The 26,871-nt window shown below is 61.2% G+C and carries 28 protein-coding genes, 1 tRNA gene and 1 pseudogene; 17 read left to right on the top strand and 13 right to left on the bottom strand.

What is annotated here, in order from left to right; translation table 11 throughout:
• Nucleotides 1-2: 2 nt before the first annotated feature.
• The 4 genes from serS to AC0L17_RS10575 all read left to right on the top strand — a co-directional run bounded on the left by serS (nucleotide 3) and on the right by AC0L17_RS10575 (nucleotide 4,432).
• Nucleotides 3-1,307, top strand: coding sequence for a serine--tRNA ligase (serS, locus tag AC0L17_RS10590; protein WP_473515777.1), 1,305 nt, complete (start codon nucleotides 3-5; stop codon nucleotides 1,305-1,307).
• The gene (surE, locus tag AC0L17_RS10585) at nucleotides 1,307-2,065 is read left to right on the top strand and encodes a 5'/3'-nucleotidase SurE (protein ID WP_027156218.1); all 759 of its coding nucleotides are present in this window, start codon (nucleotides 1,307-1,309) and stop codon (nucleotides 2,063-2,065) included. The genes serS and surE overlap by 1 nt, the downstream gene beginning before the upstream one ends.
• Complete coding sequence (locus AC0L17_RS10580; RefSeq protein WP_473515776.1) at nucleotides 2,062-2,727, top strand: protein-L-isoaspartate(D-aspartate) O-methyltransferase; 666 nt, start codon at nucleotides 2,062-2,064, stop codon at nucleotides 2,725-2,727. Before surE ends, AC0L17_RS10580 begins: the two co-directional genes overlap by 4 nt.
• A gap of 199 nt (nucleotides 2,728-2,926) precedes the next feature.
• Entirely contained in the window at nucleotides 2,927-4,432 is a 1,506-nt protein-coding gene (locus tag AC0L17_RS10575) for a peptidoglycan DD-metalloendopeptidase family protein (RefSeq protein WP_473515775.1), read from the top strand.
• A gap of 226 nt (nucleotides 4,433-4,658) precedes the next feature.
• On the opposite strand, the gene AC0L17_RS10570 is transcribed toward AC0L17_RS10575, so the two are convergent.
• Nucleotides 4,659-5,534 carry an ATP-binding protein gene (locus AC0L17_RS10570; protein ID WP_473515774.1) on the bottom strand — a complete coding sequence of 292 codons (876 nt, stop codon included), beginning with the start codon at nucleotides 5,532-5,534 and terminating at the stop codon, nucleotides 4,659-4,661.
• A 277-nt stretch (nucleotides 5,535-5,811) separates the two neighbouring features.
• On the opposite strand from AC0L17_RS10570, the gene yajC reads away from it, so the two are divergent.
• From yajC to AC0L17_RS10550, 4 genes are all read left to right on the top strand, one after another.
• A complete protein-coding gene (yajC, locus tag AC0L17_RS10565) occupies nucleotides 5,812-6,150 on the top strand; it encodes a preprotein translocase subunit YajC (RefSeq protein ID WP_023802565.1) in 339 nt (112 codons plus the stop codon).
• 326 nt (nucleotides 6,151-6,476) lie between these two features.
• Nucleotides 6,477-9,029 (top strand): protein translocase subunit SecDF, encoded by a 2,553-nt coding sequence (secDF, locus tag AC0L17_RS10560; protein ID WP_473515773.1) that lies wholly within the window; start codon nucleotides 6,477-6,479, stop codon nucleotides 9,027-9,029.
• 15 nt (nucleotides 9,030-9,044) lie between these two features.
• The gene (locus AC0L17_RS10555; RefSeq protein ID WP_023802563.1) at nucleotides 9,045-9,434 is read left to right on the top strand and encodes an Mth938-like domain-containing protein; all 390 of its coding nucleotides are present in this window, start codon (nucleotides 9,045-9,047) and stop codon (nucleotides 9,432-9,434) included.
• 1 nt (nucleotide 9,435) lies between these two features.
• On the top strand, nucleotides 9,436-10,287 hold the full coding sequence (locus AC0L17_RS10550) for a phytoene/squalene synthase family protein (RefSeq protein ID WP_287345735.1): 852 nt from the start codon (nucleotides 9,436-9,438) through the stop codon (nucleotides 10,285-10,287).
• A 61-nt stretch (nucleotides 10,288-10,348) separates the two neighbouring features.
• Here the strand turns inward: AC0L17_RS10550 and AC0L17_RS10545 are convergent.
• The 3 genes and pseudogenes from AC0L17_RS10545 to trmFO all read right to left on the bottom strand — a co-directional run bounded on the left by AC0L17_RS10545 (nucleotide 10,349) and on the right by trmFO (nucleotide 12,442).
• Nucleotides 10,349-10,686, bottom strand: a pseudogene (locus AC0L17_RS10545) (type II toxin-antitoxin system RelE/ParE family toxin).
• Complete coding sequence (locus AC0L17_RS10540; RefSeq protein WP_473515772.1) at nucleotides 10,658-10,960, bottom strand: type II toxin-antitoxin system ParD family antitoxin; 303 nt, start codon at nucleotides 10,958-10,960, stop codon at nucleotides 10,658-10,660. The pseudogene AC0L17_RS10545 and the gene AC0L17_RS10540 overlap by 29 nt, the downstream one beginning before the upstream one ends.
• Before the next feature lie 72 nt (nucleotides 10,961-11,032).
• Nucleotides 11,033-12,442 (bottom strand): methylenetetrahydrofolate--tRNA-(uracil(54)-C(5))-methyltransferase (FADH(2)-oxidizing) TrmFO, encoded by a 1,410-nt coding sequence (gene trmFO / locus AC0L17_RS10535; protein WP_473515771.1) that lies wholly within the window; start codon nucleotides 12,440-12,442, stop codon nucleotides 11,033-11,035.
• A gap of 99 nt (nucleotides 12,443-12,541) precedes the next feature.
• On the opposite strand from trmFO, the gene AC0L17_RS10530 reads away from it, so the two are divergent.
• Nucleotides 12,542-13,141, top strand: coding sequence for a hypothetical protein (locus AC0L17_RS10530; protein ID WP_473515770.1), 600 nt, complete (start codon nucleotides 12,542-12,544; stop codon nucleotides 13,139-13,141).
• A gap of 369 nt (nucleotides 13,142-13,510) precedes the next feature.
• Here the strand turns inward: AC0L17_RS10530 and AC0L17_RS10525 are convergent, their stop codons facing one another.
• The gene (locus AC0L17_RS10525; RefSeq protein ID WP_023802557.1) at nucleotides 13,511-13,651 is read right to left on the bottom strand and encodes a DUF1127 domain-containing protein; all 141 of its coding nucleotides are present in this window, start codon (nucleotides 13,649-13,651) and stop codon (nucleotides 13,511-13,513) included.
• Nucleotides 13,652-13,705: 54 nt separating this feature from the next.
• Nucleotides 13,706-13,846, bottom strand: coding sequence for a DUF1127 domain-containing protein (locus AC0L17_RS10520; protein ID WP_006335194.1), 141 nt, complete (start codon nucleotides 13,844-13,846; stop codon nucleotides 13,706-13,708).
• Between the two features lie 236 nt (nucleotides 13,847-14,082).
• Between AC0L17_RS10520 and AC0L17_RS10515 the strand changes: the two genes are divergently transcribed.
• From AC0L17_RS10515 to AC0L17_RS10505, 3 genes are all read left to right on the top strand, one after another.
• Entirely contained in the window at nucleotides 14,083-15,198 is a 1,116-nt protein-coding gene (locus AC0L17_RS10515; protein ID WP_473515769.1) for a DUF2157 domain-containing protein, read from the top strand.
• Complete coding sequence (locus AC0L17_RS10510) at nucleotides 15,195-15,776, top strand: GDYXXLXY domain-containing protein (protein WP_473515768.1); 582 nt, start codon at nucleotides 15,195-15,197, stop codon at nucleotides 15,774-15,776. Before AC0L17_RS10515 ends, AC0L17_RS10510 begins: the two co-directional genes overlap by 4 nt.
• Nucleotides 15,777-16,096: 320 nt before the next feature.
• Nucleotides 16,097-16,181 (top strand) — tRNA-Leu (locus AC0L17_RS10505).
• Nucleotides 16,182-16,187: 6 nt separating this feature from the next.
• Here AC0L17_RS10505 and AC0L17_RS10500 read toward each other — a convergent pair.
• Both AC0L17_RS10500 and AC0L17_RS10495 read right to left on the bottom strand, forming a co-directional pair.
• Nucleotides 16,188-16,673, bottom strand: coding sequence for a TIGR02391 family protein (locus tag AC0L17_RS10500; protein WP_473515767.1), 486 nt, complete (start codon nucleotides 16,671-16,673; stop codon nucleotides 16,188-16,190).
• A 174-nt stretch (nucleotides 16,674-16,847) separates the two neighbouring features.
• On the bottom strand, nucleotides 16,848-17,333 hold the full coding sequence (locus tag AC0L17_RS10495; protein ID WP_473515766.1) for a DUF5343 domain-containing protein: 486 nt from the start codon (nucleotides 17,331-17,333) through the stop codon (nucleotides 16,848-16,850).
• 427 nt (nucleotides 17,334-17,760) lie between these two features.
• Here AC0L17_RS10495 and AC0L17_RS10490 point away from each other — a divergent pair, with 427 nt between their 5' ends.
• Together AC0L17_RS10490 and tig are read left to right on the top strand one after the other, a co-directional pair.
• Entirely contained in the window at nucleotides 17,761-18,603 is an 843-nt protein-coding gene (locus AC0L17_RS10490) for a hypothetical protein (protein ID WP_473515765.1), read from the top strand.
• Nucleotides 18,604-19,241: 638 nt separating this feature from the next.
• Nucleotides 19,242-20,714, top strand: coding sequence for a trigger factor (gene tig / locus AC0L17_RS10485; protein WP_091597207.1), 1,473 nt, complete (start codon nucleotides 19,242-19,244; stop codon nucleotides 20,712-20,714).
• Between the two features lie 61 nt (nucleotides 20,715-20,775).
• Here the strand turns inward: tig and AC0L17_RS10480 are convergent, their stop codons facing one another.
• Together AC0L17_RS10480 and AC0L17_RS10475 are read right to left on the bottom strand one after the other, a co-directional pair.
• A complete protein-coding gene (locus AC0L17_RS10480; RefSeq protein WP_473515764.1) occupies nucleotides 20,776-21,102 on the bottom strand; it encodes an antibiotic biosynthesis monooxygenase family protein in 327 nt (108 codons plus the stop codon).
• Between the two features lie 64 nt (nucleotides 21,103-21,166).
• Nucleotides 21,167-22,048 (bottom strand): alpha/beta fold hydrolase, encoded by an 882-nt coding sequence (locus AC0L17_RS10475; RefSeq protein ID WP_473515763.1) that lies wholly within the window; start codon nucleotides 22,046-22,048, stop codon nucleotides 21,167-21,169.
• Between the two features lie 284 nt (nucleotides 22,049-22,332).
• Here AC0L17_RS10475 and AC0L17_RS10470 point away from each other — a divergent pair, with 284 nt between their 5' ends.
• The 3 genes from AC0L17_RS10470 to AC0L17_RS10460 all read left to right on the top strand — a co-directional run bounded on the left by AC0L17_RS10470 (nucleotide 22,333) and on the right by AC0L17_RS10460 (nucleotide 24,999).
• On the top strand, nucleotides 22,333-22,713 hold the full coding sequence (locus tag AC0L17_RS10470) for a c-type cytochrome (RefSeq protein WP_023802551.1): 381 nt from the start codon (nucleotides 22,333-22,335) through the stop codon (nucleotides 22,711-22,713).
• Nucleotides 22,714-22,824: 111 nt separating this feature from the next.
• Nucleotides 22,825-23,772: a heme o synthase gene (locus AC0L17_RS10465; RefSeq protein ID WP_473515762.1), complete on the top strand. Its 948-nt coding sequence runs from the start codon at nucleotides 22,825-22,827 to the stop codon at nucleotides 23,770-23,772.
• Between the two features lie 408 nt (nucleotides 23,773-24,180).
• The gene (locus AC0L17_RS10460; protein WP_473515761.1) at nucleotides 24,181-24,999 is read left to right on the top strand and encodes a DUF2189 domain-containing protein; all 819 of its coding nucleotides are present in this window, start codon (nucleotides 24,181-24,183) and stop codon (nucleotides 24,997-24,999) included.
• 58 nt (nucleotides 25,000-25,057) lie between these two features.
• On the opposite strand, the gene AC0L17_RS10455 is transcribed toward AC0L17_RS10460, so the two are convergent.
• The 3 genes from AC0L17_RS10455 to AC0L17_RS10445 form a co-directional block, all read right to left on the bottom strand.
• On the bottom strand, nucleotides 25,058-25,531 hold the full coding sequence (locus AC0L17_RS10455; RefSeq protein WP_023802548.1) for an aminoacyl-tRNA deacylase: 474 nt from the start codon (nucleotides 25,529-25,531) through the stop codon (nucleotides 25,058-25,060).
• Between the two features lie 179 nt (nucleotides 25,532-25,710).
• Nucleotides 25,711-26,115: a cytochrome C oxidase subunit IV family protein gene (locus AC0L17_RS10450; RefSeq protein WP_473515760.1), complete on the bottom strand. Its 405-nt coding sequence runs from the start codon at nucleotides 26,113-26,115 to the stop codon at nucleotides 25,711-25,713.
• Nucleotides 26,116-26,146: 31 nt separating this feature from the next.
• Nucleotides 26,147-26,869, bottom strand: coding sequence for a heme-copper oxidase subunit III family protein (locus AC0L17_RS10445; protein ID WP_473515759.1), 723 nt, complete (start codon nucleotides 26,867-26,869; stop codon nucleotides 26,147-26,149).
• Nucleotides 26,870-26,871: the final 2 nt, after the last annotated feature.

Here is a 26,871-nt window from a genome sequence, read left to right as displayed (position 1 = left end):
CCATGCTTGACATCAAATGGATTCGCGACAATCCGAAGGCCCTTGTCGAGGCGCTCCAGAAGCGCTCGTGGCCGGTTGCGGAGGCGCAGTCCACGGTCGATGATCTGATCGCCAGGGACGAGGCGCGGCGCGAACATCTGACCGAGCTGCAGACCAGGCAGGAGCGCCGCAACGCCGCCTCGAGAGAAATCGGCAACGCCATGCGCTCGGGCGACGCCGCCCTTGCCGAAAGACTGAAGGCCGAGGTCGGCGAGATCAAGGCCTTCATCCAGAACGGCGAGGCGCGCGAACGCGAGCTCGACAAGGCGCTGAATGACGCATTGGCGGTGCTGCCCAACGTGCCGCTCGACGACGTGCCGGTCGGCAAGGACGAGCACGACAACGTCGTCAAGCGCACCGTCGGCAAGGTGCCGGCCCGCCCGAACTGGGTGAAGGAGCATTTCGAGATCGGCGAAGCGCTCGGCATGATGGATTTTGAGCGGGCGGCGAAACTGTCCGGTTCGCGGTTCACGGTGCTCAAGGGCGGACTGGCACGGATGGAGCGCGCGCTCGGCCAGTTCATGCTGGATCTGCATACGACCGAGCATGGCTACGAGGAGATCCAGCCGCCGCTGATGGTGCGCGACGAAGCTCTTTTCGGCACCGGGCAACTGCCGAAGTTCGAGGAGGATCTGTTCTTCGCCCCGCATGGGGACGGCAGGCTTGGCCTCATTCCCACCGCCGAAGTGCCGCTGACCAATCTCGTGCGCGAAGACATCACGCCGCATGAAAAACTGCCGCTGCGCTATACCGCGCTGACCTCGTGCTTCCGCTCGGAAGCGGGCTCGGCCGGGCGTGACACGCGTGGCATGCTGCGCCAGCACCAGTTCTACAAGGTCGAACTGGTGTCGATCACCGACCAGGACGCCTCGCTTGCCGAGCACGAGCGGATGACCGAATGCGCTGAGGAAGTGTTGAAGCGGCTCGGCCTGCCGTTCCGCACCGTGACGCTGTGCACCGGCGACATGGGCTTTGGCGCGCGCAAGACCTATGACATCGAGGTCTGGCTGCCGGGCCAGAACGCCTATCGCGAGATTTCGTCCTGCTCGGTCTGTGGCGATTTTCAGGCACGGCGCATGGATGCCCGCTACAAGGACAAGGACGGCAAGGGCAACCGCTTCGTCCACACGCTGAACGGTTCCGGCACCGCCGTCGGCCGCGCCCTTATTGCCGTCATTGAAAACTACCAGAATGAGGATGGCAGCGTAACCATTCCTGAAGCGCTTCGGCCTTACATGGGCGGTCTGGAAAAGATCGAATCGAGATAATGCGCATCCTCCTGACCAATGATGACGGCATCCATGCCGAGGGCCTTGCATCGCTCGAACGCATCGCCCGCACGCTGTCGGACGATGTCTGGGTGGTGGCTCCGGAGCAGGATCAGTCCGGCTATGCGCATTCGCTGTCGATCTCGGAGCCGCTGCGCCTGAGAAAGATCGGCGAAAAGCACTTTGCCGTGCGCGGCACGCCGACCGACTGCGTCATCATGGGCGTAAAAAAAATCCTGCCCGCAGCACCAGACCTGATCCTGTCCGGGGTCAATTCCGGCGCCAACATCGCCGACGACGTCACCTATTCGGGCACCGTTGCCGGCGCCATGGAAGGCGCGCTGCTCGGTGTGCGCTCGATCGCGCTCAGCCAGGCTTATTCCTATGTCGGCGAGGATCGCCTCGTCCCTTACGAGACCACCGAGGCGCTGGCGCCGGCGCTGCTCAAAAAACTGGTCGCCATGCCGCTGCCGGATGGCGTGCTGCTCAACGTCAATTTTCCGAATTGCCTTCCCGAAGAGATCGCCGGCACGGTGGTCACCTCGCAAGGCAAGCTCGTCCACAGCCTGTGGGTCGACGAGCGCCGCGACGGCCGCGGGCTTCCCTATTATTGGCTGCGCTTCGGCCGCGAGCCGGTCGAGGGCAAGCAAGGCACTGATCTCCATGCCATGCGCAACCGGCTGGTGTCGGTGACGCCGCTGCAGCTCGATCTCACGGCGCATGAAATTCGCGATCAACTGACCAAGGCGCTCGCATGAACCTGAACCATGGTCCGACGGCCGATGACCGCGAAGGCTTCGCCGCTTTCCTGCTCCGTCTGCGCGGCAAGGGCGTGGTGCCGAAGGCGCTGATCGCCGCCTTCGAGGCGACGCCGCGGCGCGGCTTCCTTTCCGCACAGTTCCATCCGATCGCCTGGTCGGACCGCATGCTACCGATCGAATGCGGCGAGGCGATCGAGGGCGCCGACCTGCAGGCTGCGGTGATCGCAGCACTTGCCATCGAGCCGGGCAACCGGGTGCTCGAGATCGGCACCGGGTCGGGCTACACGGCGGCGGTGATGTCGCGGCTCGCCGCGCGCGTCGTCACAATCGATCGCTACAAGACGCTGGTCGAGCAGGCCAAACAGCGCTTCGAGGCGCTCGGTATCGGCAATGTCGTCGTGCGCCAGGCGGACGGCTCCAACGGACTGGCCAATGAAGCGCCGTTCGACCGTATCGTCGCGTGGGCGGCCTTCGACAGCCTGCCGCGCTTCCTGCTCGATCAATTGTCGAGCGGCGGCATCGTCATCGCCCCGATCGGACCCGAGGAGGGCGAGCAGGTGCTGGCCAAGCTGACCAAGGTCGGCAGCCGCTTCGAACGCGAGGACATCGGTCTCGTACGCCTGCAGCCGATCCTGCGCAGCGTGGCCGCCGTCATCTAGGATCTGTCGATATTCAGGTGATGCCCGCAACTCACCTGTCTGGTCCGTCTCCGGCTTACCTCAGCTGAATCACGCTCGTCCAATGCAGCTTTAAATATTTTAAGAAAATTTGCGTCTGATTCTAGAGGTTTAACCGGCCGGTAACATTAACGCGCTTTAATCACGGTCAGTCTGTACCGGGTATCTGCGGGTAAATGCGATGCAATTCAGTATTTTGAAGGCAAACGGACGCAACCTGGCGCGGGGTATCGCCGTCCTGATGGTTGCGGGCACTACAGCGGGATGCAGCTCCCAGGTCTCGCGGTTCAACAGTGTCGACGACGTCTTCACGTCGTCGACAAACAACCAGCGCGCCATCATCGACAAGCAGGACGCCGCCCAGCCCTATCCCGGCGATGCCGCCGCGGTTTCGGCCGCGCCGCTCGACGGCAGCCACACCCAGTCGGTAAGCCGTTCAAGCCTCGAACCGGTCACGACGCAGCAATTGCCGCCGGTCGACCAGGCGCAGCCGGCTACCGCGTCGGCGCCCGCCGCCAGTCCGGCTCGCACCGCTTCGGCGCCAGCCGCTCCCCGGGTCGACCGGACTGCGACCGGAACCGTGGCAAAGCCGTTCAAAGAGTCACAGCCCGATGCTCCGCGCATGGCGACGGCGGGCGGCGAACCGCGTGCCACCGAGATCATCGTCAAGGACGGCGAGACCATTTCCGGCCTGTCGCGGCGCTACGGCGTGCCCGCCGACGCCCTGATGAAGGTCAATGGGCTAAGCGCGACCAACGGGCTGAAGACCGGCCAGAAGATCGTCATCCCGGCCTATGCCTATTCGGGCAAGAAACCGGCGCCGAAGCTTGCCGACGCCAAGCCTGCGAACGACACCAAGCACGATGTGCCGGCCAAGGCGCCGGAGATGGTCGCCGTGCTGCCGCAGCAGCCCAAGCTCAAGGAGGGCAAGTCCGCCGCGCAGGTGGATGCATCGGCCGCAGCAAGCCAGCCGAAGGACGCCGCACCCAAGGCGGCTGGTGCCGGTGGCGCCTACACCGTGCAGCAGGGTGATACGCTGTCGGCCATCGCCAGGAAGACCGGCGTCGGCGTGGTTGCGTTGAAGCAGGCGAACGGCATGCAGGACGGTCTGCTCAAGATCGGCCAGACATTGAAGGTGCCGGCCGGCGGAACCGCGACAGTTGCCAACGCCAAGCCGGCAAAGGTCGATCCGGTAACGACTGCCACCACCCCGCCTGCGGCGAAGACGACGCCGTCGGAAACGCTCGCCGCCTACACGCCGCCGAAGAAGGAAAAGGTCATCCAGCAGGCCGAGGACGACGACGCGGTCGCGCCGAACGCCACCGGTATCGGCAAGATGCGCTGGCCGGTGCGCGGCCGCGTGATCTCCAGTTTCGGCGGCGGCAAGGACGGTGTCGACATCGCCGTGCCGGAAGGAACGCCAGTCAAGGCGGCCGAGAACGGCGTCGTCATCTATGCCGGCGATGGCCTCAAGGAATTCGGCAATACGGTGCTGGTGCGCCACGAGAACGGTTTGGTCACAGTCTATGGTCACGCCCGTTCGATAGAGGTCCAGCGCGGCCAGAAGGTCAAGCGCGGCCAGGAAATCGCGCAGTCCGGCATGAGCGGCACCACCGACTCGCCGAAACTGCATTTCGAAGTGCGCAAGAATTCGGCGCCGGTCGATCCTTCGACCTATCTTGAATAAAGAAAGTCGATCCTTCGACCTATCTTGAATAAAGAAAGTCGATCCTTCGACCTATCTTGAATAGAACAAGAAAAGCGATTGCGGGCCGCCTGACCTCCAGTCCGGCCCGCCGGCTCAGCCCGCTCCGCAAGGGGCGGGCTTTTTCAGGGGCTTTTCCGGACCATGATCTTGTCCGAAAACCGGGCTCCACTTTTTGCTACGCTGACCTTCGGTTCGGGATCATGGTCTAATCCTGGAGCGACTTGCCGAGCCGGCCTGCCAGATCCTGGGTGTACTGCCAGGCGACGCGGCCCGAACGGCTGCCGCGCGTCGTCGCCCATTCCAGCGCCTCGGCGCGCAGCGTCTCGGGATCGATGGCAAGTCCGTGATGGCGGACATATCCGTCGATCATGTCGAGATACTCGTCCTGCGAGCATTTGTGGAAGCCGAGCCAGAGGCCGAAACGGTCGGAGAGCGAGACTTTTTCCTCGACCGCTTCCGACGGGTTGATGGCGGTCGAGCGCTCGTTGTCGATCATGTCGCGCGGCAAAAGGTGGCGCCGGTTCGACGTGGCGTAGAAGATCACATTGGCCGGGCGGCCCTCGACCCCGCCTTCGAGCGCCGCCTTCAGCGACTTGTAGGACGTGTCGTCGCGGTCGAATGAAAGGTCGTCGCAAAACAGGATAAAACGGTAAGGCGCTGCCTTCAGCAGCGCCATCAGCTTCGGCAGCGTGTCGATGTCCTCGCGGTGGATCTCGATGAGCTTGAGTGGCAGGTCCAGCTTTGCCGATGCGTTGACCGCCGCATGCACGGCCTTGACCAGCGAGGATTTTCCCATGCCGCGTGCGCCCCACAACAGCACGTTGTTGGCTGCGTAACCGGACGCGAAACGCTCGGTGTTGTCGACCAGTATGTCGCGGACGCGGTCGACGCCGCGGATCAGACCGATGTCGACGCGGTTGACCTTGCGCACCGGCTCCAGATAGCCGGGATCAGCCTGCCAGACGAAGCAGTCGGCCCCGCCGAGATCGGTTTCCGGCACCGGAGGCGGGGCGAGGCGGGCGACCGCCTCGATCAGGCGGTCGAGCTTCCTGTTCAGGGCTTCGATGGTGCTGTCGGTCATTCTTGTCTTTTGTTTTTGCATTCACGAAGCAACGGAACCTATTGATTCCGGCGGTTTCGGAACCGGCTCCAACCTTTTGTTAGGGCACGATCTTTTTCGAGAACCGCGCTCCATCTTTCGGGACCATGCTCTAACACGGCTCAACCAGCCGGAAAAGCAGCTGAAATGCTCGGCCGCAGTTGCATTGGCAACTTTACCGACTATATTCCGGCCAAATTTCACGGGGCCGCCAAATTACCCGTTTGGCGGCTGTTTTTCAAAATTCAGGAGTACTTCGATGTTCGTGACACCGGCATATGCCCAAGGCGTCGGCACCTCCCCGGATATGTTCATCAGCATTTTGCCGTTTGTCCTGATTTTCGTGATCATGTATTTTCTGATCATCCGGCCGCAGCGCACGCAGTTGAAGAAGCGCGGCGAGATGCTGGCGGCGGTGCGCCGCGGCGATACGGTCGTCACTGGCGGCGGTTTCGTCGGCAAGGTGACCAAGGTCATCGACGACAACGAGCTCGAGATCGATCTCGGCGGTGGCACCAAGGTAACGGCGCTGCGCTCGACGATTGCCGATGTGCGCGTCAAGGGCGAGCCAGTGGCGAACCAGAACGCCAAGAAATAAACCGATTGTCGGCGAACGATCTGCGGATACACCCAGACCGACAAACGCCATTTGCTGTATTTTCGCGCTTCAGGACGAACCTGATCTGGCTGGCCGCCGGTATCACGGGGCGCCAACGATCTCGTGATGCCATTGCGCGCTGGTCCCATGCCGGCAAGATTGACAATAGTTGAAGAAAGCCCGATGGCAGCATCAAAGTGAACTGCCTTGTGCTCGACATCAACCTTTGTGCGGACCACGGCGAGCCAGTGGCGAACCAGAGCGCCTAGAAATAACCCAATTCCAGGCGGAACGATCCGCCCGAATGCCGTGACGGACGACGCCATATGCTCTATTTCTCGCGCTTCAAGATGATCCTGATCTGGCTGGCCGTGGCCGCCACAGTGATCCTGGCTGCGCCCAATCTTTTTTCGGCAAGCACGCTCGCCAAGCTTCCCGACTGGGTGCCGAAGCGCCAGATGACGCTCGGCCTCGATCTGCAGGGCGGCTCGCATATCCTGCTCAGGATGGATCCGAACGATCTGATCAAGGATCGGCTGGAGACGACGCGCGACGAAATCAGGACGCGGCTGCGCGATGCCAAGATCGGTTATACCGGCCTTGCCGGATCAGGCCGGGCCGTGCAGGTCCGCATCACCGATCCCGGTCAGGTCGAAGCCGCCAAGACGGCGCTGAAGACATTGACCGATCCGGTGGCCGCCGGCCTGTTCAGCGGCGGCTCCGTCCAGGAAATGTCGCTGGATGATACCGAGTCCGGCCTGCTCAAATTCGCCTTCACCGATGCCGGCATCAAATATCGCACGTCGACGGCGCTGGCGCAGTCGCTCGAAGTCGTCGAGCGCCGCGTCAACGAACTCGGCACCACCGAGCCGATCGTGCAACGCCAAGGGGACGACCGCATTCTGGTGCAGGTGCCGGGCCTGCAGGATCCGCAACGGCTGAAGGACATTCTAGGCCAGACCGCCAAGCTGACCTTCCAGATGGTCGACCAGTCGATGCCGGTGCAGGACGCGCTCAACGGTCGTCCGCCGGCCGGATCCTCGGTGTTGTATTCGCAGGATGATCCGCCGGTTCCCTATCTGATCGAGAACCGCGTCATCGTTTCTGGCGAGAGTCTCGTCGATGCGCAGGCGACGTACAATTCCCAGACTAATGAGCCGGTGGTTTCGTTCACCTTCGATTCCAAGGGGGCGGCGCGTTTCGGCCAGGCCACCTCGCAGAATGTCGGCAAGCTGTTTGCCATCATCCTCGACAATCAGGTGATTTCGGCGCCGCAAATCCGCGAACCGATCCTCGGCGGCAGCGGCCAGATCTCAGGCAATTTCACCGCCGAGAGCGCCAACGATCTCGCCGTGCTGTTGCGTGCCGGCGCGCTGCCGGCGACGCTGACGGTGATCGAAGAGCGCACGGTAGGCCCTGGGCTCGGCGAGGATTCCATTCACGCCGGCAAGGTTGCCGGCGTGATCGGCTCCATCCTCGTCGTCGTGTTCATGTTCGTGGCCTATGGCTTTCTCGGCTTCATTGCCAACATCGCGCTGGCGGTGCATGTCGCGATGATCATCGGGTTGTTGTCATTGCTTGGCGCGACACTGACATTGCCCGGCATCGCCGGCATCGTGCTGACTATCGGCATGGCGGTCGATTCAAACGTCCTCATCTACGAGCGCATCCGCGAAGAGCGGCGAAACGGCCGGTCGGTAATCCAGGCGATCGACACGGGCTTTTCCAAAGCGCTGGCGACCATCGTCGATTCGAACGTCACCTCGCTGATCGCGACCGTGGTGCTGTTCTGGCTCGGGACCGGCCCGGTGAAGGGCTTTGCCGTAACCTTCGCCATCGGCATTCTGACCACCGTCTTCACCGCCTTCACCTTCACCCGCCTGCTGGTGTCGATCTGGCTTCGCCGCGCCCGCCCGAAGGAATTGCCGCGCGCGCCGGTGACCTTCGTCCCGCCGGGCACGCGAATTCCGTTCATGGGCATCCGCCGCTGGACATTCGCGCTGTCCAGCGTGCTGTCGATCCTGGCGGTCGTGCTGTTCATGACCGTCGACATCAATTACGGCATCGACTTCAAGGGGGGGTCGCTGATCGAGGTCCAGGCCAAGGATGGCACCGCCGATATTGCCGACATCCGCGGCAGGCTTTCGGAACTCAATATCGGCGAAGTGCAGGTGCAGCAGTTCGGCGACCCGAACGACGTCTTGATTCGCGTCGGCACGCAGGAGGGCGGCGAGAACGCCGAACAGACCGTCATCGACAAGGTGCGTGGCGAGTTGCAGGACCATTACGATTTCCGCCGCGTCGAGGTGGTGGGACCGACGGTTTCCGGCGAGCTTGCCAAGCAAGGCACCATCGCCATGCTGATCGCGCTGCTCGGAATCCTGGTCTATGTCTGGTTCCGCTTCGAATGGCAGTTCGCGGTCGGCGCCATCATCGCCACGGTCCACGATGTGGTCATGACCATCGGCTTCTTTGTCATCACCGGTCTCGAATTCAACCAATCGTCGCTTGCGGCGATACTCACCATCATCGGCTACTCGCTCAATGACACGATCGTCGTCTATGACCGTGTTCGCGAAGACTTGCGAAAATACAAGAGGATGCCGCTGCCGCAATTGTTGAACAACGCCATCAACGAGACGCTGTCGCGAACGACGCTGACCTCGGTGACGACGATGCTCGCGCTGCTGGCGCTGGTGCTGTTCGGCGGCGAGGTGATCCGCTCGTTCACGCTGGCGATGCTGTTCGGCGTCGTCTTCGGAACCTATTCGTCGATTTTCATCGCTGCGCCATTGCTCATCCTGTTCAAGCTGCGGCCGGAAACCGCGACGGCCGATGTGGAGAAGCCGGTGAGCGGCGGCAAAGCCATAGCAACCTGACGGGCGGCCAACGGGATGACCAAAGGCATTGTCATCCGTGAGGCGCATTTCCCCGGCCGTGCGCCGATCGAGGCCTATGGCAATGGCGGGTTTCGTTTCGCCGACATGTCGCATCGCGGCTCGCTCCTGTGCCTGCCGTCGGGCATCTATGGCTGGGAGCCGGCTGATCCCCTGGCACTGACGGCGGCGGATTTCGCCAAGCTGCTCAACGAGGCGGACCAGGTCGAGATCCTGCTGGTCGGCGCCGGCAAGGATCTCAGGCCGTTGCCGGCGGCGCTGCGTGCTGTGTTGAAGGCGGCGGGCATTGCGGCCGATCCGATGTCGACTGGTGCTGCCGTGCGGACCTACAATGTTCTCCTGGCGGAAAATCGTGCGGTGGCCGCCGCGCTGATTGCCGTCGAGTGACGTGAGCGAAAACGCCAAAATCGTCATGGAAACGGTGCGCGCCGCCGACCATGATCGCTATGTTTGCGCGCTCTATGCGCCCGAGGACAAGCGTGACGCGCTATTTTCGCTCTATGCCTTCAATGCCGAGATATCAGGCATTCGCGACCGTATCCGCGAGGCACTGCCCGGCGAGGTGCGACTGCAATGGTGGCGCGATGTCATCGCCGCCGAGGACGCCGGGGTAGGCACAGGCCATCCCGTCGCCGACGCGTTGAAGGCGACGATTTCCGCCCATCACCTGCCGAAGCCCGCCTTCGAGAACATGCTCGAAGCCCGTATTTTCGATCTCTATGACGACCCCATGCCGTCGCGCACCGATCTGGAAGGCTATTGCGGCGAGACAGCAGCGGCGCTCATCCAGCTTGCAGCCATGGTGCTCGATCCGGTCGAAGCGCCGCGTTTCGCCGAACTTGCGGGCAGGGCAGGTTGCGCACAAGCGATGACCGGCCTTTTGCTGCTGCTGCCATTGCATCGCAAGCGTGGGCAATGCTTTGTCCCGGCCGACATTCTGGCCGCGGCAGGATCGTCTTCCGAGGAGTTCGTTGCGGGCGATGACGGGCCTGGAGCAAAACGCGCCGTCGCCGCGATGATCGCGCTGGCGCAAGAACATCTTGCAGCATTCGAGCAGGGCGCAGCGTCGTTGCCGGATTCGCTCAGACCAGCATTTTTGCCGCTGGCCTTGTCGCGCGCCTATCTCGGCAAGATGGAAAGTTCTCGTCAGTCACCTCTGAACGAGGTGGCGCGGCTCTCGGCCTGGCGCCGGCATTTTCTGTTGTTGCGCCGCGCGACGCGAGGCTGGCCGGACGCCTGAAGGCTGCCAAGGATGAAGGAATCCGGAAAGCTGGAACTATCACGGCAGCCGTAGACTTCTGTCACGATGGGTCGCTCGATCCGCCATCGCGCATCAGCGCCTCATAGTCGCGACCGCCATAGAAGATGTTGACGATGCGGACGAGTTCGTCATCGACAACGTAAGCGATGATGGCAGAGTGCTCGAACGGCACTGTCCGCAATCCCGGCGCAATGTCATCGCCCGACCGGCCACCGCGAGGCGCATTGCCGATGCTCTGGCAGCGTTGTTTAATCTAATCCGATCGACAAAACCATTTGCGATGCTTTCGCTGCCGCTGCTCTCAAGGATGTAGGCAGCCATCGCTTCGAGATCGGCAATAGCTTCTTCGCTAAGAGCGACGGCGAGACGCTGTATCATCATTGTCTCGCTCGCGTTGTGAAATCCGGCTCTTTACCCTGTCGATTGCTTCTTCGAGCGAAACAGCGGGCCTTGTATCCTCGATCGATGCCTTTACGAGCGCCCTGATCGACGCCATCCGCTCGGCATGCTCTTCCTCCTCGCGCTGTAAGGCACGAAGTGCTGCGCGGATCACCTCGCTCGCCGAACCAAAGGTACCATCCTCGACTTTTTCGCGGATCATGCGCGCCATGGCGGGCGTGACGGTGACGGACAGTTTCTCGGCGGGCTCCATGGAATTGCTCCCTGTGGCGAGGTAGGATAATATCCTACTCTCCGATCAACTGATCGACAAGACCGGAAAAGGCTACTCCGCTGCTTCCGCCCGCGAAGGCAGCCCTAGCCATTGCCGGCAATCATCCAACGCACGCGATGTAACAGCACGCCGCTTGGCGACGATCTTGTCCTTGCCGCGCAGGCGTTTTCCCTCGGCTTTCGGCGCTTCCACCGGAGGGAACAAGCCGAAATTGATGTTCATCGGCTGGAATGAGCGCTTTCCCGGCTCGTCGTCGGAAACGATGTGGCCGCCGGTAATATGGTTGAGCAGCGCGCCAAAGGCTGTGGTCATCGGCGGCAGCGCCGGCGCGTGGCCCAACCGCTCGGCGGCGGCAAAGCGCCCGGCAAGCAGGCCGATGGCGGCACTTTCGACATAGCCCTCGCAGCCGGTGATCTGGCCGGCGAAGCGCAGGCCGGGCCGTGATTTCAACTGCAGCGATCGGTCAAGCAACGTCGGCGAATTGATATAGGTGTTGCGGTGCAGGCCGCCGAGGCGGGCAAACTCGGCGTTTTCGAGGCCCGGGATGGTGCGGAACACGCGCACCTGCTCGGCGTGCTTCAGCTTGGTCTGGAAACCGACCATGTTGTAGAGCGTGCCCAGCGCATTGTCCTGGCGAAGCTGCACGACGGCATAGGCCTTTACCGACGGATTGTGCGCATTGGTCAGCCCCATCGGCTTCATCGGCCCATGGCGCAGCGTCTCGACGCCGCGCTCGGCCATGATCTCGATCGGCAGGCAGCCGTCGAAATAGGGCGTGCCTTCCCATTGCTTGAATTCGGTCTTTTGGCCGTCGACAAGCGCCTGCACGAAGGCAAGATATTGCTCCTTGTCCATCGGACAGTTGATGTAATCCTTGCCGGTGCCGCCAGGTCCGACCTTGTCGTAGCGCGACTGGAACCAGCAGATGTCCATGTCGATCGTGTCGAAATGGACGATCGGCGCGATGGCGTCGAAGAAGGCGAGCGCATCGGCCCCGGTCACCTCCGCGATCGATTGGGCGAGCCCAGGTGCGGTCAGCGGGCCGGTGGCGATGATCGCCTGGTCCCAATCCGCGGGCGGCAGGCCTGGAACTTCCTCGCGCTGGATGGTGATGAGCGGGTGCGCTTCGAGCTTTTTTGTCACCGCTCCGGAAAACCCGTCGCGGTCGACAGCCAGCGCACCGCCGGCCGGCACCTGGTGCGCGTCGCCGGCGCTCATGATCAGCGAACCGGCCAGCCGCATTTCGGCGTGCAGCAGGCCGACGGCGTTGGTCTGCGCATCGTCGGAGCGGAAGGAATTGGAACAGACGAGTTCGGCCAATCCATCCGTCTTGTGCGCATCGGTGCCGCGGATGGGGCGCATTTCATGCAGCACGACGGGAACGCCGGCTTCGGCCGCCTGCCAAGCGGCTTCAGAACCGGCCAGGCCACCGCCGACGACGTGAATGGGATTCTTGTTCATGAGCGCCGAAATAATCCTTTGTAGCTGCGATTGCAATTACGCGAGCCGGCGTTGTTGCCGCCAAGCGCGGCAATCGTCTACTGTCGGAGAATGGACGGAATGCTTGGGATCTTTGCCAGAGCGACATTTCTGACAGTCGTGATCGCCGTGGGCGGATCAGCGGCCGCCGGCGAACTGGCTGCGACGGCTTCCAAGCGGATCCCCATCTGCCACGGCTACAGTTGCAACTATCGCACGATGCTGGCGCTTGGCTCCGGTGACGGCGCGCGTTTCCGCTCTATCCTGCGTGCCGGCGCCGGTTCGCCCCAAGCCGAGCGAGCCGCCATTTCGAAGGCTGTTCGCTATTTCGAGCAGCGCATTTTCCGGGCCACCGGCATTCGCGATCTGCCGCAGTCGGAATTCGGCGCATCGCGCATCAGGGGCCAGATGGATTGTGTCGACGAATCGACCAATACCCATGCGCTGCTGGTCTATCTTGCCGAGCGAAAATTGCTCAGGTTCCACAAGGTCGAGGACAAGGCCTCGCGAGGCTTGTTTGTCGACGGGCGCTATCCCCATTGGACGGCGGTGATCAGCGACCGCAGAGGCACCGAGTGGGTGGTGGATTCCTGGTATGCGCCGATGGGCGGCGCACCGGACATTTTTCCGCTCAGCCAGTGGAAGAAGAGGGGTGTGCTGGAAAGCGGTGCGCTCGACTGACGACAGGGACTTCCCCGCCAGAACGAATTCCCAGAACGATTCTCAGAGCGTGCGTCGAGCCTGAAAAACAACAACACCCGCCGGGGGAGGATCCGGCGGGTGTCGTTTTGCTGGTCGATCCTCGGGAGGAGGTGAAGATCGACCGTATTCGCCATCGCCGGGGAGGAGGTCGGCTTTGACGAAATTCCTTTCGCCTGATGAAAGGGGGCGAAACCCTTTTGGACGAAATTGCTTCGCCCTGGGGGAAACAGCGCCCGCCGCGGGAGGAGGTGCGGCGGGCGCCGTTTTTGTGGTCAACCCTCGGGAGGAGGTGAAGGCTGACCGTATCCGTCAGGGTCGGGGAGGAGGTCGACCCTGGCGAAATTCTGACTAGATCGCCTTGCGGGCGATGCTCTTGATCTCTTCGCGGACGATGCCGAGATCATGCAGCTGGCGGTTCGAAAGGCGACCCAGCTCGGTAACCGTCGAGCGATAAACGCGCCAGTTACGATAGTTGCGGATCAGGTTCATTGTCGTTCTCTTTTCAAGTCAAACTGGTTCGGACCATTTGCGGTCCGAAGAGGATTAGACCGCCTTGCGGGCGACGTAGTGGATGTCGCTGCGGCTGATGCCGAGGTCGGTCAGTTCACGGTTGCTCAGGCGGCTCAGCTCGGAAACGGTGTCCCGGTAGCGGCGCCAGTTGCGGTAGTTGCGGATCAGGTTCATGGTATTCTCGTTTCGTCTTTCTTCCGGATCATTCCGTCTTTGTGTACGCCCTGAAGATAGGTCGGGTCATATCGATTTAAAAGCGCTATTGGTGCATGGCAGCAATGCAAATTGTGCAATGCACAATCGCCCGCAATTCCCGTCTTCGACATAGATAGGCCAGAATCGGAAAATGCCGTAGCGTCAACGGTTTGTCCGGGTCGGCTGAAGAGACGACCAAGCTGGAGGAGAAAGGCATGGCGAGCTATTCGTCGCGGGTCAGGGCCGATATCGCACGATGGCTGCAGGCTGGCCTGATCGACGCCTCGACGGCCGACGCGCTGACGCGCGACGTCGAGGCCAATGAGCGCAAATCGCTGAGCTTCGGCTCGATCCTGGCGATGATGGCGGCGTTGCTTTTTGGTGCGGCCGTCCTGATCTTCGTCGCCGCCAACTGGGAAGCCATCCCGCGGCTGGCGCGGGTGGCAGCCCTCTTCGCCATCATCTTCGCCGGCTATGTCGGCGGCGCCGTTCTGAAGACACGCGACCATGCTGCAATCGGCGAGGCACTCTGGATCGTCGCCGCGGCGGCATTTGGCGGATCGATCGCGCTGATCGGCCAGATGTATCATTTGTCAGGCGACGAAGCGTCGGCCTTGATCACCTGGGGCGCGGGCACCGCCCTGGCGGCAGTTGCGCTGCGCTCGAACCCGCTGACCGTCGCTTCTGTCGGCATTGCCGACGCGTGGCTGTTCCTGAGAGGGTTCGATTATTTCAGGCGCACGGAATTTCCGCACCTCTTCGTCGCCATGGCGATCGTGTTGTTCGCCATTTCGTTCTGGACCCGCAGCCAGGCGGCGCGGCATCTGATCGTCCTGTCGGTCATCTTCTATCTCGTGCTGTTGTTTACGGAATACGAAACGCTGCAGGTCGCCGTCCCGCTCATTGTCGTGTCGGCGCTGCTTTTCGCGGCTGCGATCCTCGCTGCCGAGCCCGTCGACCGGATATTGCAGCTTGGCGGCCATCTGCCCTTGCACGCGCTGATCGGGTTTCTCACCGGCCTGGCGATGATCCAGTTCGAACTGGCCAGTGAAAGCAATAACAGCGGCTTTGGCATTGCCTCGGCCATTGCGCTTGCCGGCATTGTCGCGGCAATCGTGCTGGGCGGCCGCGAGAGCAGGGGCTTGCGCTGGGTTGCCTATGCCGGCTTCGCCTTCGAACTCGCCATCATCTATGTGGTGATGCTGCAGTCGATGCTCGACACGGCAGGCTTCTTCCTTGCAGCCGCTGTGCTTCTTGGCCTGCTTGCCCTTGTCATCCTCCGCGTGGAGAAGCGCATGAGGCTCCCGAGCGTAGAAGGAGCAGCGGCATGATGACCGGCAAAAAACTGATCATTTCAGCGCTGGTGCTGACACTCGTCCAGATCGGCTTCCTGAGCTGGATCATCGCCGGCCGGGCGGCGATCCTGCGCGACGGCAAGCAGGTGCTGCTGAGGGTCGAACCGATCGACCCGCGCGATCTGCTGCGCGGCGACTACATTATACTCAGCTATGATATTTCGCGCCTGCCGGTGAAGCTGATCGCCAACATTCCGACCGGCAAGCTCACGAGCGACGATACGCCGATCGTGGTCAGGCTGAGACGGGGCTCCGACGGCTATTGGGGCGCGACCACGGCCTGGTTCGGGCAAGCGCCGGCACCGGCAGCATCCGATGAAGTCGATATCGTCGGGCATGTGTCAGAAGGGTGGGATCTCAGCGCAGCCACGACGATCGCGCCGAATTACGGCATCGAGCGCTTCTATCTGCCGGAAGGCGAGGGGATGGCGATCCAGAACGACATGCGGGTGCGGCCGTTCGGCGTCCGCGTCGCAATCGCAACCGATGGCGCCGCGCAGATCAAGGCGCTGATGGACGGCGACAAGACGCTGTTCGAGGAACCGCTCTATTAGTATTGGCCGGTCGGCGACGATCGCATGCTGGGACCTGAATCTGCGAAATTGACAGATGGTTCACGCTCCAGGTGTTCGAGGAGTCTTCACCAAAACCTTAATCCACTGTTCAAGGGGAGCAGTGGTGCGGATAGAGGGACTCGAACCCCGACGTTCTTACGCCAGAACCTAAATCCCATGGACGGTGTCAGTGCTGCGTTGATTTCATTGCGTAATTTGACAATACGCTGGACATGCCGGGGCACAGTACGGGCATACCGGACACACTTTCGGGCACAGTCTTGCGCCAAGTGTCCGGTGCCTGTAGAGGAAGCGCCGGAGCGCGTGTGGCGGAATTGGTAGACGCAGCAGGTTTAGGTCCTGCCGCCGCAAGGTGTGGGGGTTCGAGTCCCTTCACGCGCACCATAGCGGTCATGCCGGCGGTGACTTTCGGGCCTCCAGCGTACGAAGCAACACCGATGCCACAGAGAGGTGATCCAAACAGAGATCAATTGGATCTACTCGTATGTCGTGGCCGCGTGGATTTCGAATGCCGGCCAGAGCGCCAGCGAAGATATGCCTGAATCCCTTTTGCTCATCCTTGTCGCTGATCGTTATCAGGTCGGTCAGAGCGATCTTCGGGCCACCTTCATTGAAGGCATTCATCATAAGGCTGAAGCCTGTTTCCTCTAAGCCGGATAGCATCCGTATGCGATATTCGAGCAATTTGAACGCCTCGAACGTGGCTTGAGAAAAATGGCCATTGTCAAAGAGTTTGAGGGATACCGACGATATGTCCGTGTGAATGTTGCGCTCATCGAACGGATGCGCGGTGCGTCGATCAGCCTTGTCGAGTGTCGCGCCGACATTCTTCGCTACCCTGACAACCCGTTCAAATTGGGTCAGCCGGTCGATCACGGAAACAGGTTGGCTTTAATGCTTTTGAAGATGGCGTCATACGTTTCCTGAGTGCCTTCGGCAGGCAAATTGATCTCAATCCTAACAGTGAGGGCCATGTCGGCCTTCACTTTCGCGGTAGGGGGCGGAGTGGACGCTGCTGGGGGCGGCCCTGAAGCATACGCCTGCGCGGGCTTAGGTCTCACTGAAGTGGCAGGCTTTGCCCTTGGGCCAGAGGTTGCCATCGGGTTCCGAAGCTTGATGACCCGCCAATTCACGCAGCGCTATGAAAACTCCTGCCTGACGAGACCCAATAATGTCGCTCGTTTTGTCCACTGACCTAAAGTAATTCGTCAACTGATTTCGAGTAAAATTCCAGGCGTCATCACCTCTGAGTTCAAAAAGGTCGGCGTAGGCCGTCCGGACCAGATCGCTAAAGGCTTCGTGGAAGGAAGGATCGTCATGGATCGTCATGACCTCATGCCCCTTATCCGTACGCTTGCCCTGCTCGTCAACGAGCTTGAGAAACTGGAGTACGTTGATTACGTAGCTCTCGTTGTTTGAGGCGAGGCCAAGTCTTTTCACCGTGTCTGAATTAACAGTTGCCGGAAAGTTCTTCCGCAGAAACTGGATCATCTGCGTGACGTTGCCTGGGCCTGAAATATACGGGTGCGTCGCCATTTTTCCCCCTAGTAGTTGAGGGGGTAAGTTCTACCGAGTCTAGAAGCCGGTCAACTGAGGATCAGAGTAATTAGTAGCCTATGCCCGCGACATCGGCGCTGCATGGGGCTTCTCGTAGCCCGCCGGCCTATCGTTTAATAAGTTGAGGGCCTTCTTAGGTTCCTGCGCAGCTGGTCAATTGCATCGTAATGCGCTCGAAATGGCTTGAGTGACAGTTTGCGGCGCGAACGAACTCGTCGGCGGCCGGGTCTACCTGCCCAAGGATGTATTCAAATTCTTTCAAATTGATTCGGAATATTTTTCTACCCGTAAGTCACGACCGCAAACATTGTTTCGTGTTAGCGATTCAAACACGCTCTGGGTTCGTTGTTGCTAAAGTAGCAAATTTGAAACTGCTGCTGTGGGGTAATTTCCAAAGGAGAGTGTCATGGCAAACGTCGTTAACAGTTTCGCCGCAGCTTTGGCCTGTAGTGCACTTGTTTTATCTCTTTCTTTTCCCTCCAGCGCAGGCGGCATTAGCGTCGGCGCCGGCGCATCGGTTGGCGGCCGAGGCGGTGTAAACGCCGGTCTCGGCGCATCGGTTGGCGGCCGAGGCAGCGTAAACGCCGGTCTCGGCGCCTCGATCGGCGGCAGTGGCGGCGTCAATGCGGGAGTCGGCGCTTCGATCGGCGGTAGCAGCGGGGTAAATACGGGAGCCGGCGCATCGATCGGCGGCAAGAAACGCATTATCGCGGGTGTCGGCGCTTCGATCGGGGGCCGAAGCGGGGTGAATGCCGGCGCCGGTGCATCGATCGGCGGCAGCAGGGGCATTAGCGCTGGTGCCGGCGCCAATGTCGGCGGCACTCGTGGCGTCATGGCTGGCCTGGGCGCCAATGTCGGCGGCACTCGTGGCGTCACGGCTGGCCTGGGTGCCAATCTCGGCGGCACTCGTGGCGTCACGGCCGGCCTGGGCGCCAATGCCGACGGCACCGGCGGTATCACTGCTGGCGCAGGCGCAAATGTAGGCGGCACCGGCCTCGTTGCAGCGGGTGTGAGTGCCAATGTTGGTGGGACGACCGGGGTCGGCGTCGGTGTAGGCGTCGGCGGCGGGACCCTTGCTGGCACACCCGCGACTCCTGGAACACCCGGGACTCCTGGCGTGAGCGTGGTCGCGCAGATGTCCAGCAGCCAGTTGATACGGATGAAGAAGCGCTGCGTGGATGTGCTCGGGAGCGGCGGCACATACGATCGCGACCTGCGTGAGCTTTGCTTGCTGATCGCACGCCGCTGAGAAAACTGTTGCGCAGACGGGAGTGTCGCATCGGCCGTACAGGCTTGACAACACTCTCCTGGCCTCGCGGCCGGCCCGCCACTCGCAAGGTGGCGGGTTTCTCTGCGTCAGGACCGCTGCGCTGAGCGGATGACGACTTCGGGGTAGCTACACCAGCGGGAGCCAAGTCGGAGTGGTGCCTAAAATCCAGCGCGGCCAGCAATTCCGCCGCATCCGCGTTGCCCGGCAGGCAGCCATCATTCTGTCAATGTCGCGGTCAAAATACGGCCGTTCGCCGGCGCATGATCCCGAAAATCGTATTTTTGGGGATCATGCGCCAAAATCAAGGTGCTCCAGCTTCCTGTGCGCGTCCAAGATGACGCGCGGCGCTGTAGACGCGAAGATGGTTGAAAATCGGCCGCGCCTGTGACAAAAGGCGTGTCGAATGTGACGGGATGCGACGATCCACTTCTGCAGAATGTGATAAGAAATCGGAAAAACAAAGACTTATTCACATTTTGGAGCGTGTTTCTGGACGGTTTGAGCCACGTTGAGTGGACAGATCGCCAAGTCCCGCACCAAAAGCCACTCCCGGCAAGATCATACCGGCAGGCTGTAAACGGCAAGAGCCGTTTGGCTGCGGAAACGAAGGTTCTATGATGCAGGTCACCGAAACGCTCAACTCCGGTCTCAAGCGCGAGATCAAGATCACCGTGCCGGCCGGTGATATGGAAGCCAAGCTGATGGCGCGGCTTTCAGATGCCAGGAGCAAGGTCCGCATCAACGGCTTTCGCCCCGGCAAGGTGCCGGTGCAGCACCTGCGCAAGGTCTATGGCAAGTCGTTCATGGCCGAAGTGGTCAACGAGATCCTCAACGATTCGACCCGTTCGATCATTACCGGCCGTGGCGAAAAGGCTGCCATGCAGCCCGAAGTGATCATGACCGAGGACGAGAAGGAGGCCGAGAAGATCCTGGCCGGCGGCGCCGACTTCGAGTTCCGCCTGAACTACGAGATCATTCCGCCGATCGAGATCAAGGATTTCTCCGACATCAAGGTGACGCGTCAGGTGTTTGACGTGCCGGATTCGGAAATCGACGAGCAGGTCAAGCGTGTCGCCGAATCGGCGCGCACCTACGAACCGAAGACCGGCAAGGCCGCCGAGGGCGACCGCGTGACGATCGACTATGTCGGCAAGATCGATGGCGAAGCCTTCAGCGGCGGCGCCGGCACCGACCAGCCGCTGGTGCTCGGCTCCAAGGAATTCATTCCCGGCTTCGAGGATCAGCTCATCGGCAGCAAGGCCGGTGACGAGAGGCAGGTCACGGTCACGTTCCCGGAAAACTACCAGGCGGCGCATCTTGCCGGCAAGGAAGCCACCTTCGACGTCACCGTCAAGGAAGTGTCCCAGCCCGGTGCGTTGGAGATCAACGACGAAATGGCCAAGAACCTCGGCCTGGAGTCGCTGGAGCGCCTGCGTGAGGTGGTGCGCGGCCAGATCGAGAACCAGTTCGGCTCGATGACGCGCCAGAAGATCAAGCGCCAACTGCTCGACCAGCTCGATGCCGCCTACTCGTTCGAAGCGCCGTCGAAGCTTGTCGAGGCCGAGTTCAACAACATCTGGAACCAGGTCAACCGCGATCTGGAAGCCGCCGGCCGCACCTTCGCCGACGAGGAGACGACGGAAGAAGAGGCGCGCGCCGAATATATGCGGCTTGCCGAGCGCCGTGTGCGTCTCGGCCTGGTTCTCGCCGAAATCGGCGAGAAGGCCGGCGTCACCGTGTCGGACGAGGAATTGCAGCGCGGCCTGCTCGAGCAGGTGCGCCGCTATCCGGCCAACCAGCAGCAGGAAGCCTTCGAATTCTACCGCAGCAATCCTGAAGCGCTGAACACGTTGCGCGCGCCGCTGTTCGAGGAGAAGGTGGTCGACCATCTGCTCAGCCAGATTTCGGTCACCGACGTCAAGGTCAGCAAGGAAGAACTGATGGCCGACGACGAGGACAGCGAGACGGCCAAGGCGAAGCCGGCGAAGAAAGCCGCAGCAAAGAAGGCCGACGCCAACAAGGCCGACGATGCGGAAGAGCCCAAGAAGAAGGCCGCGCCGAAGAAGAAAGCTGCCAAGGACGCCGAATAGCACAACATCTGCTGGATGTGAAAGGCCGCCCTAGAGGCGGCCTTTTTTTCGCCGCGCCGCATTACTCGTGAGCCAATTGGCTGACGAGGATACGCATCACGGTTACTCGCTTGGGCAGCTCAACGAGAAACTCTTCGTCACGCGGCAGGTGATGGATCTTGTGCGGGTCACCGCCGGTGAAGCTCGCCATTGCTTCGACATCAGGCCAGTACGAGATCGTCACGAACTCTGTTTCTTCTTCGCGATCCTCGCGAAACAACTGCACGCCAAGTGCCTTCTCCTGAAGCGGCGGAATGCCTTCGCGGCGTAGATATGGCTCGTAGGCGTCCGCCAAGTCACGGCGTGTCGTTCCCCGCCAGATCCGGGCGATTGTGGCGTTGTCGATCATGGAGTGCGCTCCTCTCGATGGGTGGTCAGCAATGGCGGAATCCGCTGCGGCGTTGTGCGGGCGATTAATGCAGGACCTTGCCCAGAAACCGTCGCACAAGTGGCAGGGCGACCTCGAAGTGTGTCTCCAGCAGCCAGTGCCCTGCGTCGTCCAGCAAATGCAGCTCGGCCTCGGGGAGATCGCGCAGATAGGCGCGCGCTGCCGGCTCGGGCATGTATTCGTCCTTCGGTCCCCAAAGGATCATTGCCGGTGGCCGGTGCTCGCGCAGGTATGCCTGGTAACGAGGGAACCAGTCGAGATTAGCCTTGAGCTTCTCCATCAGTCCGACTGAAAGCGCACGGCGCACAGGCGTATCCATCAGCGGCCAATGCAACTTCCACAGATCGGGCGGGACACGTCGAGCGACGTCGTCATCCACTTCGCCTACGAACTCGGCGCGAAAGCCGTCTTCGCTCACCGCCTGCTCGAGCGGCGCACGGTTCGCTGGTGAAGGATCACGCCAGAAACGCCGGATCGTTTTATACTTCGGGCCAAGAGCATCGGCGTAGATGTCGCCATTCTGGATGATCAGGGCCCTGATCCGCGATGGGTGCGCTATGGCGTGGCGCAGGCCGATCTGCGAGCCGTAGTCGTGCAACCATAGCGCGTAGCTACCGAGCTCCAGCGCGTCGGTGAACCGCTCAAGGAACGTTGCATAGGCATCAAAATCATAACCGAACCGTGCCGGATCGCCACTGTAGCCAAAGCCGGGGAAATCCGGCGCGACCGTCCGCCACCGATCGGCGAGCGCCGGCATCAGCCGGCGATATTGGAAGGATGAGCAGGGATAGCCATGCGGAAGCAGCAACACCGGCGCGGTTTCAGGACCTGCTTGTCTGTAAAAGACGGTGTCGCCGTCGATCGTGCGGGTGCCGTGGCGCACCTCCAGGTCGCTCCTGTCGTTCATACACTTCTCTGATCTTTTGATCTTCCAGATGTTTAACCGTAGCTGATCTAACGCCATTATCCGGTATGCGTTCCGATTGCGCTCGACGCCGATCGGCCTGCCTCGTCGCCTCTGCCGCGATCCCGCGGGTCGACTTCTTCTATCTGCCGGCCGGATTCTGTGGTATGTAGATGCCGCAATTCCATGCGGGAGAGGCGGATATTCCGCTCTGTCGTGAAGGGGCGCATGCCGTGTCGGCACGCGCTGATCGTCCAAGGCAGATTTGGCGATCGGGAGGATATGCCATGCGTGCAATCGCGTTTTTCGCAGTCGTGTCCGTTGCGACCTTTGTCACGAGCCAATCCCAGGCACAGGATGCCGCCGCGGGTGAGAAGGTCTTCGCCAAATGCAAGGTTTGTCACGTCGTTGACAAGGACCAGAACAAGGTCGGTCCGTCGCTGAGCGGCGTCATCGGCCGGACGGCCGGCACGCATCCCGGGTTCAAGTATTCCAAAGCCATGACCGAGGCGGGTAAATCCGGCGTCAAATGGGACGACGCCACGCTGACGAATTATCTTCGCGATCCCAAGGCCATGATCAAAGGTGGGAAGATGGCGTTTCCCGGCCTCAAGAAGGACGAGGATCTCGCCAATGTCATCGCCTATCTGAAGCAATTCTCCAAATGACCCAGTTCTTCCGCCAGGAAGTAGCCCGGTTCTTCCGCCAGGAAGTAACCCGGTTCTTCCGTCGGCCGATGGGCCGGCCAGATTGCGTGTGCCAATCGGTAGTCGCCTGAAATGTCGGCTCGGGAAAGCGGCCTCAAGGATACCGGTATCCAGATCTCTGAAGCGACGGTCAGTGATTTCTTCGCGCTTTTGAAACCACGCGTCATGGCGCTTGCTGTCTTTACCGCTTTCGTCGGCTTGATGGTGGCGCCCGGGGCGATGAATCCGGTCATCGCCGTGATTGCAATCGGTGCAATTGCGGTTGGAGCGGGGGCGGCCGGGGCACTCAACATGTGGTACGATGCCGATATTGACGCGTTGATGTCGCGCACGTCAAAGCGGCCGGTCCCGTCAGGCCGGGTCACGCCAGGCGAAGCGCTCGGCTTCGGCATGGTGCTTTCCGTACTTTCGATCATGACGCTCGGCGTGCTGGTGGGGTGGCTCGCCGCATCGCTGCTGGCCTTCACCATCTTCTTCTACGTCGTCATCTACACGATGTGGCTGAAACGCTCGACGCCGCAGAACATCGTCATAGGCGGCGCCGCGGGTGCGCTTCCTCCGGTCATCGGGTGGGCCGCCGCCACCGGCGCCGTCGGGGTTGAAAGTCTCGTCCTGTTTCTGATCATTTTCCTCTGGACTCCGCCGCATTTCTGGGCGCTCGCGCTGTTCAAGATCGGCGACTATGCCGCGGCCGGCATTCCGATGATGCCGAACGTGGCCGGCCAGGTTTCGACCAGAAAGCAAATCTTCGTCTATTCGCTGATCCTGGCACCAATCGGCGTGCTCCCTTGGGCTGTCGGATTCGCGAGCGGATTGTACGGGATTGTTTCGGCCGCATTGGGCGCGGGTTTCATCTGGCATGCCTGGAAGCTTCTGGTCGACAAAAGATTGGCTGAAGGACGGGAGATGAAACGCGCAAAGGCGCTGTTTGCCTATTCGATTCTCTATCTTTTCGCGATCTTTGCCGTGCTGCTTGCCGATACCGTTGCAATGCGTGTCGTCATGTCAGCCGGAAATTGACGGCAGGACCTGCCTCGTGGCTGCATTGAATCCTGATGTTCTCGGATTGTTTGCCGGGTTGAGAATCGGCGATGGCTGAACGAGGTGCGTCCGAACCTGCTCAAACCTCACGTTGGCACTGCGCAGAATCCCAGCACCAGCAGAATAACTATGCCAAGGCCGAGTATAAGAACGGTCTTTCCATCCATGACCTTCACCCCTTCAACCCAGCTTTGAGACTAGCGAAGAAAGGCCGTTAGAGCCAGCGGGATCACCGGAGCCGTCCCCACAGACAAAGGGGCCGCGACAAATGGCATGCAAGAGCGTATGTTGATCATGGTGCAGGTCGCGGTTTTGCGTGGCCAGTCACGCTGAACGACAGCACCGTGAAATCGCGACCTTTACCGGACCTGGTCTGGAGGAATGGTCATGGCAAGTTTTCATGTGATTGCAGGCGCCAGCGAGACGCTGGAGCACACCAGAATTCGAAAGATAGGCGTTTCCGACCTTTTCGACGCGCTCAAGCGTGGCGTCGACGATTTCATGGTCAAACCGTCGCACATCGTTTTCCTCTGCCTGATTTATCCACTTGTCGGCGTCGTGCTCGCTGTCTGGACGTCGGGCAACAACACGTTGCCGCTGTTGTTTCCGCTGGTGTCTGGTTTTGCGCTGATCGGTCCATTCGCGGCGCTCGGCCTTTATGAGATCAGCCGGCGGAGAGAGGCCGGGCTCGACGCCTCATGGAGCCACGCCTTCGAGGTCAGGAATTCTCCAGCGCTGCCGGCCATCGCGGCGGTCGGGATCATGCTGCTTGCGATCTTCGTCGCCTGGCTGTTGACCGCGCAGATATTTTATCAGCAGGTGTTCGGTCCAGCCCCGCCGGAATCACTGTCCAGCTTCATCAGTGAAATATTCGCCACCGGGCGCGGCTGGACGCTGATTATCGTTGGCCACGCGATCGGCTTCGTCTTCGCCGCGGTCGTGTTGTGCACCACGGTCGTCGCGTTCCCGTTGTTGCTCGACCGCGACGTCGGCGCCTACGAAGCCATCCACACCTCGGTGCGGGTGGTCCTGGCGAACCCGATTGTGATGGCTGTCTGGGGCCTGATTGTCGCCGTCGCCCTGATCATAGGCTCGCTGCCGGTGTTCGCCGGGCTGGCGGTGGTGCTGCCGATCCTCGGTCACGCCACCTGGCACGTCTATCGGAAAGTCGTGAAATCGCCGGCCTCCACCAGACCGGCGGACTGAAAAAACCCTGCCCTGCCGCACCGGCGAGAGGCCGCTGCGGCAGGTTGGCAAGAGCGTTTTAGTAAGCCGGGTAGCTAAAGCGGGCTTGCTGTGCGTCGCTGGTCAGGTTGCGGAAATCCTTGCCGCTGACATGCACGAGCGTCCTGTGGTCGCCACCCTCGAAATAGATATCGCCGGCATTGCCGAGGCTTTCATCGACAATCACCGGCACATCGTAGGCCGCGCCGATCGGCGGGATTGCGCCGGTGTCGCAATCCTCGAAGAGCGAAACCACCTCGTCCTCGGAGGCGAGCCCAATGCGCTGGTGCATGACGTCCTGCAATGTGCCGAGCTCGATCCTGTGCGTGCTCGGGACCACGGCCAGCGCATAGCCACCGTCGTGGTGAACCACCACCGATTTGGCCATTATGCTGCCGGGCACATGTGCCGCTAAGGCGGACTGCCTGCTTGTCGACGTGCGGTGGTGCTCGACGGTATCGTAGGAAATTCCTTTCTCGTCGATAAAGTCCTTCAATCTGTTTGCGATCGTCATCTTGAGCCTCCCTTCCTGGAGTTCACGACGGAGAACCGACGAAAATCGTTCTCCTTCTGTCGTTTTCCGGTGGTGACAAAAATGGGCCAGCTGTCGACCGTTTCAAGGCAACGCAGAGCGGGCCGTGAACAGCCCCTCCGGCCCTCGACGGGAAATGCTGCCCGAACCCGGATTGCGCGTCAGGGCTCGGCCCCAAAAAACAGCATCCGGGTGAGAAGCGTGTACTCCGATTCGAAGACCATCATTGCCACAAACACCAGCACCAGGATCGGCGGCAATATGATCGCATAGGTCAGTGCCAGCCGCTCCCAGGCCATGTGCATGAAGACCGCGACGATCAGCCCGGCCTTGAGCATCATGAAGATCAGGATCAGCGACCATCTGAGATAGCCGTGGAGGCCGACATAGTCGACCAGATAGGAGCAGGCGCTGAGGATGAACAGCCATGCCCAGACCACCAGATAGAGCCTGATCGGGTGCTCCTGATGGACCTCCGCAGGGGCAATGCCTGCTGCTGCCGGATCATGCGCTTGCGTTCCGTGCAGCGTATGTTGCCCCAGACCGTTTGCGGTTGCTTCAGCCATATCTGCCTCTCACCAAAGCCATGTCTGCCTCTCACCAAAGATAGAAGAATGCGAAAATGAACACCCAGACCAGGTCGACGAAATGCCAGTAGAGTCCCATGATCTCGACGTGCTCGTAGCTGCCCCTGCGGCTGGTGAAGAACCCGGGCCGGCCGGTTTCGTAATCTCCGCGCCAGACCTTTCGCGCCACGATGATCAGGAAGATCACTCCGAATGTCACATGGGTGCCGTGAAAGCCGGTGATCATGAAGAAGGATGACCCGAACTGCGCCGCACCCCACGGATTGCCCCAGGGCCGTACCCCCTCGGAGATCAGCTTGGTCCATTCGAAGGCCTGCATGCCGACGAAGGTTGCGCCGAGCGCTGCGGTCAAAAGCATCAGGATCGCCGTCTTGCGGCGGTCGTGGCGGTAGCCGAAATTCACCGCCATGGCCATCGTTCCGCTGCTCGAAATCAGCACGAAAGTCATGATGGCGATAAGGATCAGTGGAATATTCGAGCCGCGGATATGAAGGGCAAAGACCTCGCTCGGATTGGGCCACGGCACTCGGGTGGACATGCGCGCGGTCATGTAGGAGAGCAGGAAGCAGCCGAAGACGAAGGTGTCGCTGAGCAGGAAGATCCACATCATGGCCTTGCCCCAGGACACGTTCTTGAACGCGCGCTGATCCGAGGACCAGTCGGCGGCGACGCCTTGCAAGCCAGCCGGCCGCGCCTGTGCTTGGCCGGTATGCGTCACTGTCGTGTCTGCCATCC

This window comes from Mesorhizobium sp. WSM4829 (assembly GCF_055811475.1).
This window is presented reverse-complemented; position numbering and strand designations above follow the sequence as displayed.

Coding starts and splice junctions, on each gene's coding strand:
- serS (WP_473515777.1), top strand. CDS start 3: ATGCTTGACATCAAATGGATTCGCGACAATCCGAAGGCCCTTGTCGAG.
- surE (WP_027156218.1), top strand. CDS start 1,307: ATGCGCATCCTCCTGACCAATGATGACGGCATCCATGCCGAGGGCCTT.
- AC0L17_RS10580 (WP_473515776.1), top strand. CDS start 2,062: ATGAACCTGAACCATGGTCCGACGGCCGATGACCGCGAAGGCTTCGCC.
- AC0L17_RS10575 (WP_473515775.1), top strand. CDS start 2,927: ATGCAATTCAGTATTTTGAAGGCAAACGGACGCAACCTGGCGCGGGGT.
- AC0L17_RS10570 (WP_473515774.1), bottom strand. CDS start 5,534: ATGACCGACAGCACCATCGAAGCCCTGAACAGGAAGCTCGACCGCCTG.
- yajC (WP_023802565.1), top strand. CDS start 5,812: ATGTTCGTGACACCGGCATATGCCCAAGGCGTCGGCACCTCCCCGGAT.
- secDF (WP_473515773.1), top strand. CDS start 6,477: ATGCTCTATTTCTCGCGCTTCAAGATGATCCTGATCTGGCTGGCCGTG.
- AC0L17_RS10555 (WP_023802563.1), top strand. CDS start 9,045: ATGACCAAAGGCATTGTCATCCGTGAGGCGCATTTCCCCGGCCGTGCG.
- AC0L17_RS10540 (WP_473515772.1), bottom strand. CDS start 10,960: ATGGAGCCCGCCGAGAAACTGTCCGTCACCGTCACGCCCGCCATGGCG.
- trmFO (WP_473515771.1), bottom strand. CDS start 12,442: ATGAACAAGAATCCCATTCACGTCGTCGGCGGTGGCCTGGCCGGTTCT.
- AC0L17_RS10530 (WP_473515770.1), top strand. CDS start 12,542: ATGCTTGGGATCTTTGCCAGAGCGACATTTCTGACAGTCGTGATCGCC.
- AC0L17_RS10525 (WP_023802557.1), bottom strand. CDS start 13,651: ATGAACCTGATCCGCAACTATCGTAACTGGCGCGTTTATCGCTCGACG.
- AC0L17_RS10520 (WP_006335194.1), bottom strand. CDS start 13,846: ATGAACCTGATCCGCAACTACCGCAACTGGCGCCGCTACCGGGACACC.
- AC0L17_RS10515 (WP_473515769.1), top strand. CDS start 14,083: ATGGCGAGCTATTCGTCGCGGGTCAGGGCCGATATCGCACGATGGCTG.
- AC0L17_RS10510 (WP_473515768.1), top strand. CDS start 15,195: ATGATGACCGGCAAAAAACTGATCATTTCAGCGCTGGTGCTGACACTC.
- AC0L17_RS10495 (WP_473515766.1), bottom strand. CDS start 17,333: ATGGCGACGCACCCGTATATTTCAGGCCCAGGCAACGTCACGCAGATG.
- AC0L17_RS10490 (WP_473515765.1), top strand. CDS start 17,761: ATGGCAAACGTCGTTAACAGTTTCGCCGCAGCTTTGGCCTGTAGTGCA.
- tig (WP_091597207.1), top strand. CDS start 19,242: ATGCAGGTCACCGAAACGCTCAACTCCGGTCTCAAGCGCGAGATCAAG.
- AC0L17_RS10480 (WP_473515764.1), bottom strand. CDS start 21,102: ATGATCGACAACGCCACAATCGCCCGGATCTGGCGGGGAACGACACGC.
- AC0L17_RS10475 (WP_473515763.1), bottom strand. CDS start 22,048: ATGAACGACAGGAGCGACCTGGAGGTGCGCCACGGCACCCGCACGATC.
- AC0L17_RS10470 (WP_023802551.1), top strand. CDS start 22,333: ATGCGTGCAATCGCGTTTTTCGCAGTCGTGTCCGTTGCGACCTTTGTC.
- AC0L17_RS10465 (WP_473515762.1), top strand. CDS start 22,825: ATGTCGGCTCGGGAAAGCGGCCTCAAGGATACCGGTATCCAGATCTCT.
- AC0L17_RS10460 (WP_473515761.1), top strand. CDS start 24,181: ATGGCAAGTTTTCATGTGATTGCAGGCGCCAGCGAGACGCTGGAGCAC.
- AC0L17_RS10455 (WP_023802548.1), bottom strand. CDS start 25,531: ATGACGATCGCAAACAGATTGAAGGACTTTATCGACGAGAAAGGAATT.
- AC0L17_RS10450 (WP_473515760.1), bottom strand. CDS start 26,115: ATGGCTGAAGCAACCGCAAACGGTCTGGGGCAACATACGCTGCACGGA.
- AC0L17_RS10445 (WP_473515759.1), bottom strand. CDS start 26,869: ATGGCAGACACGACAGTGACGCATACCGGCCAAGCACAGGCGCGGCCG.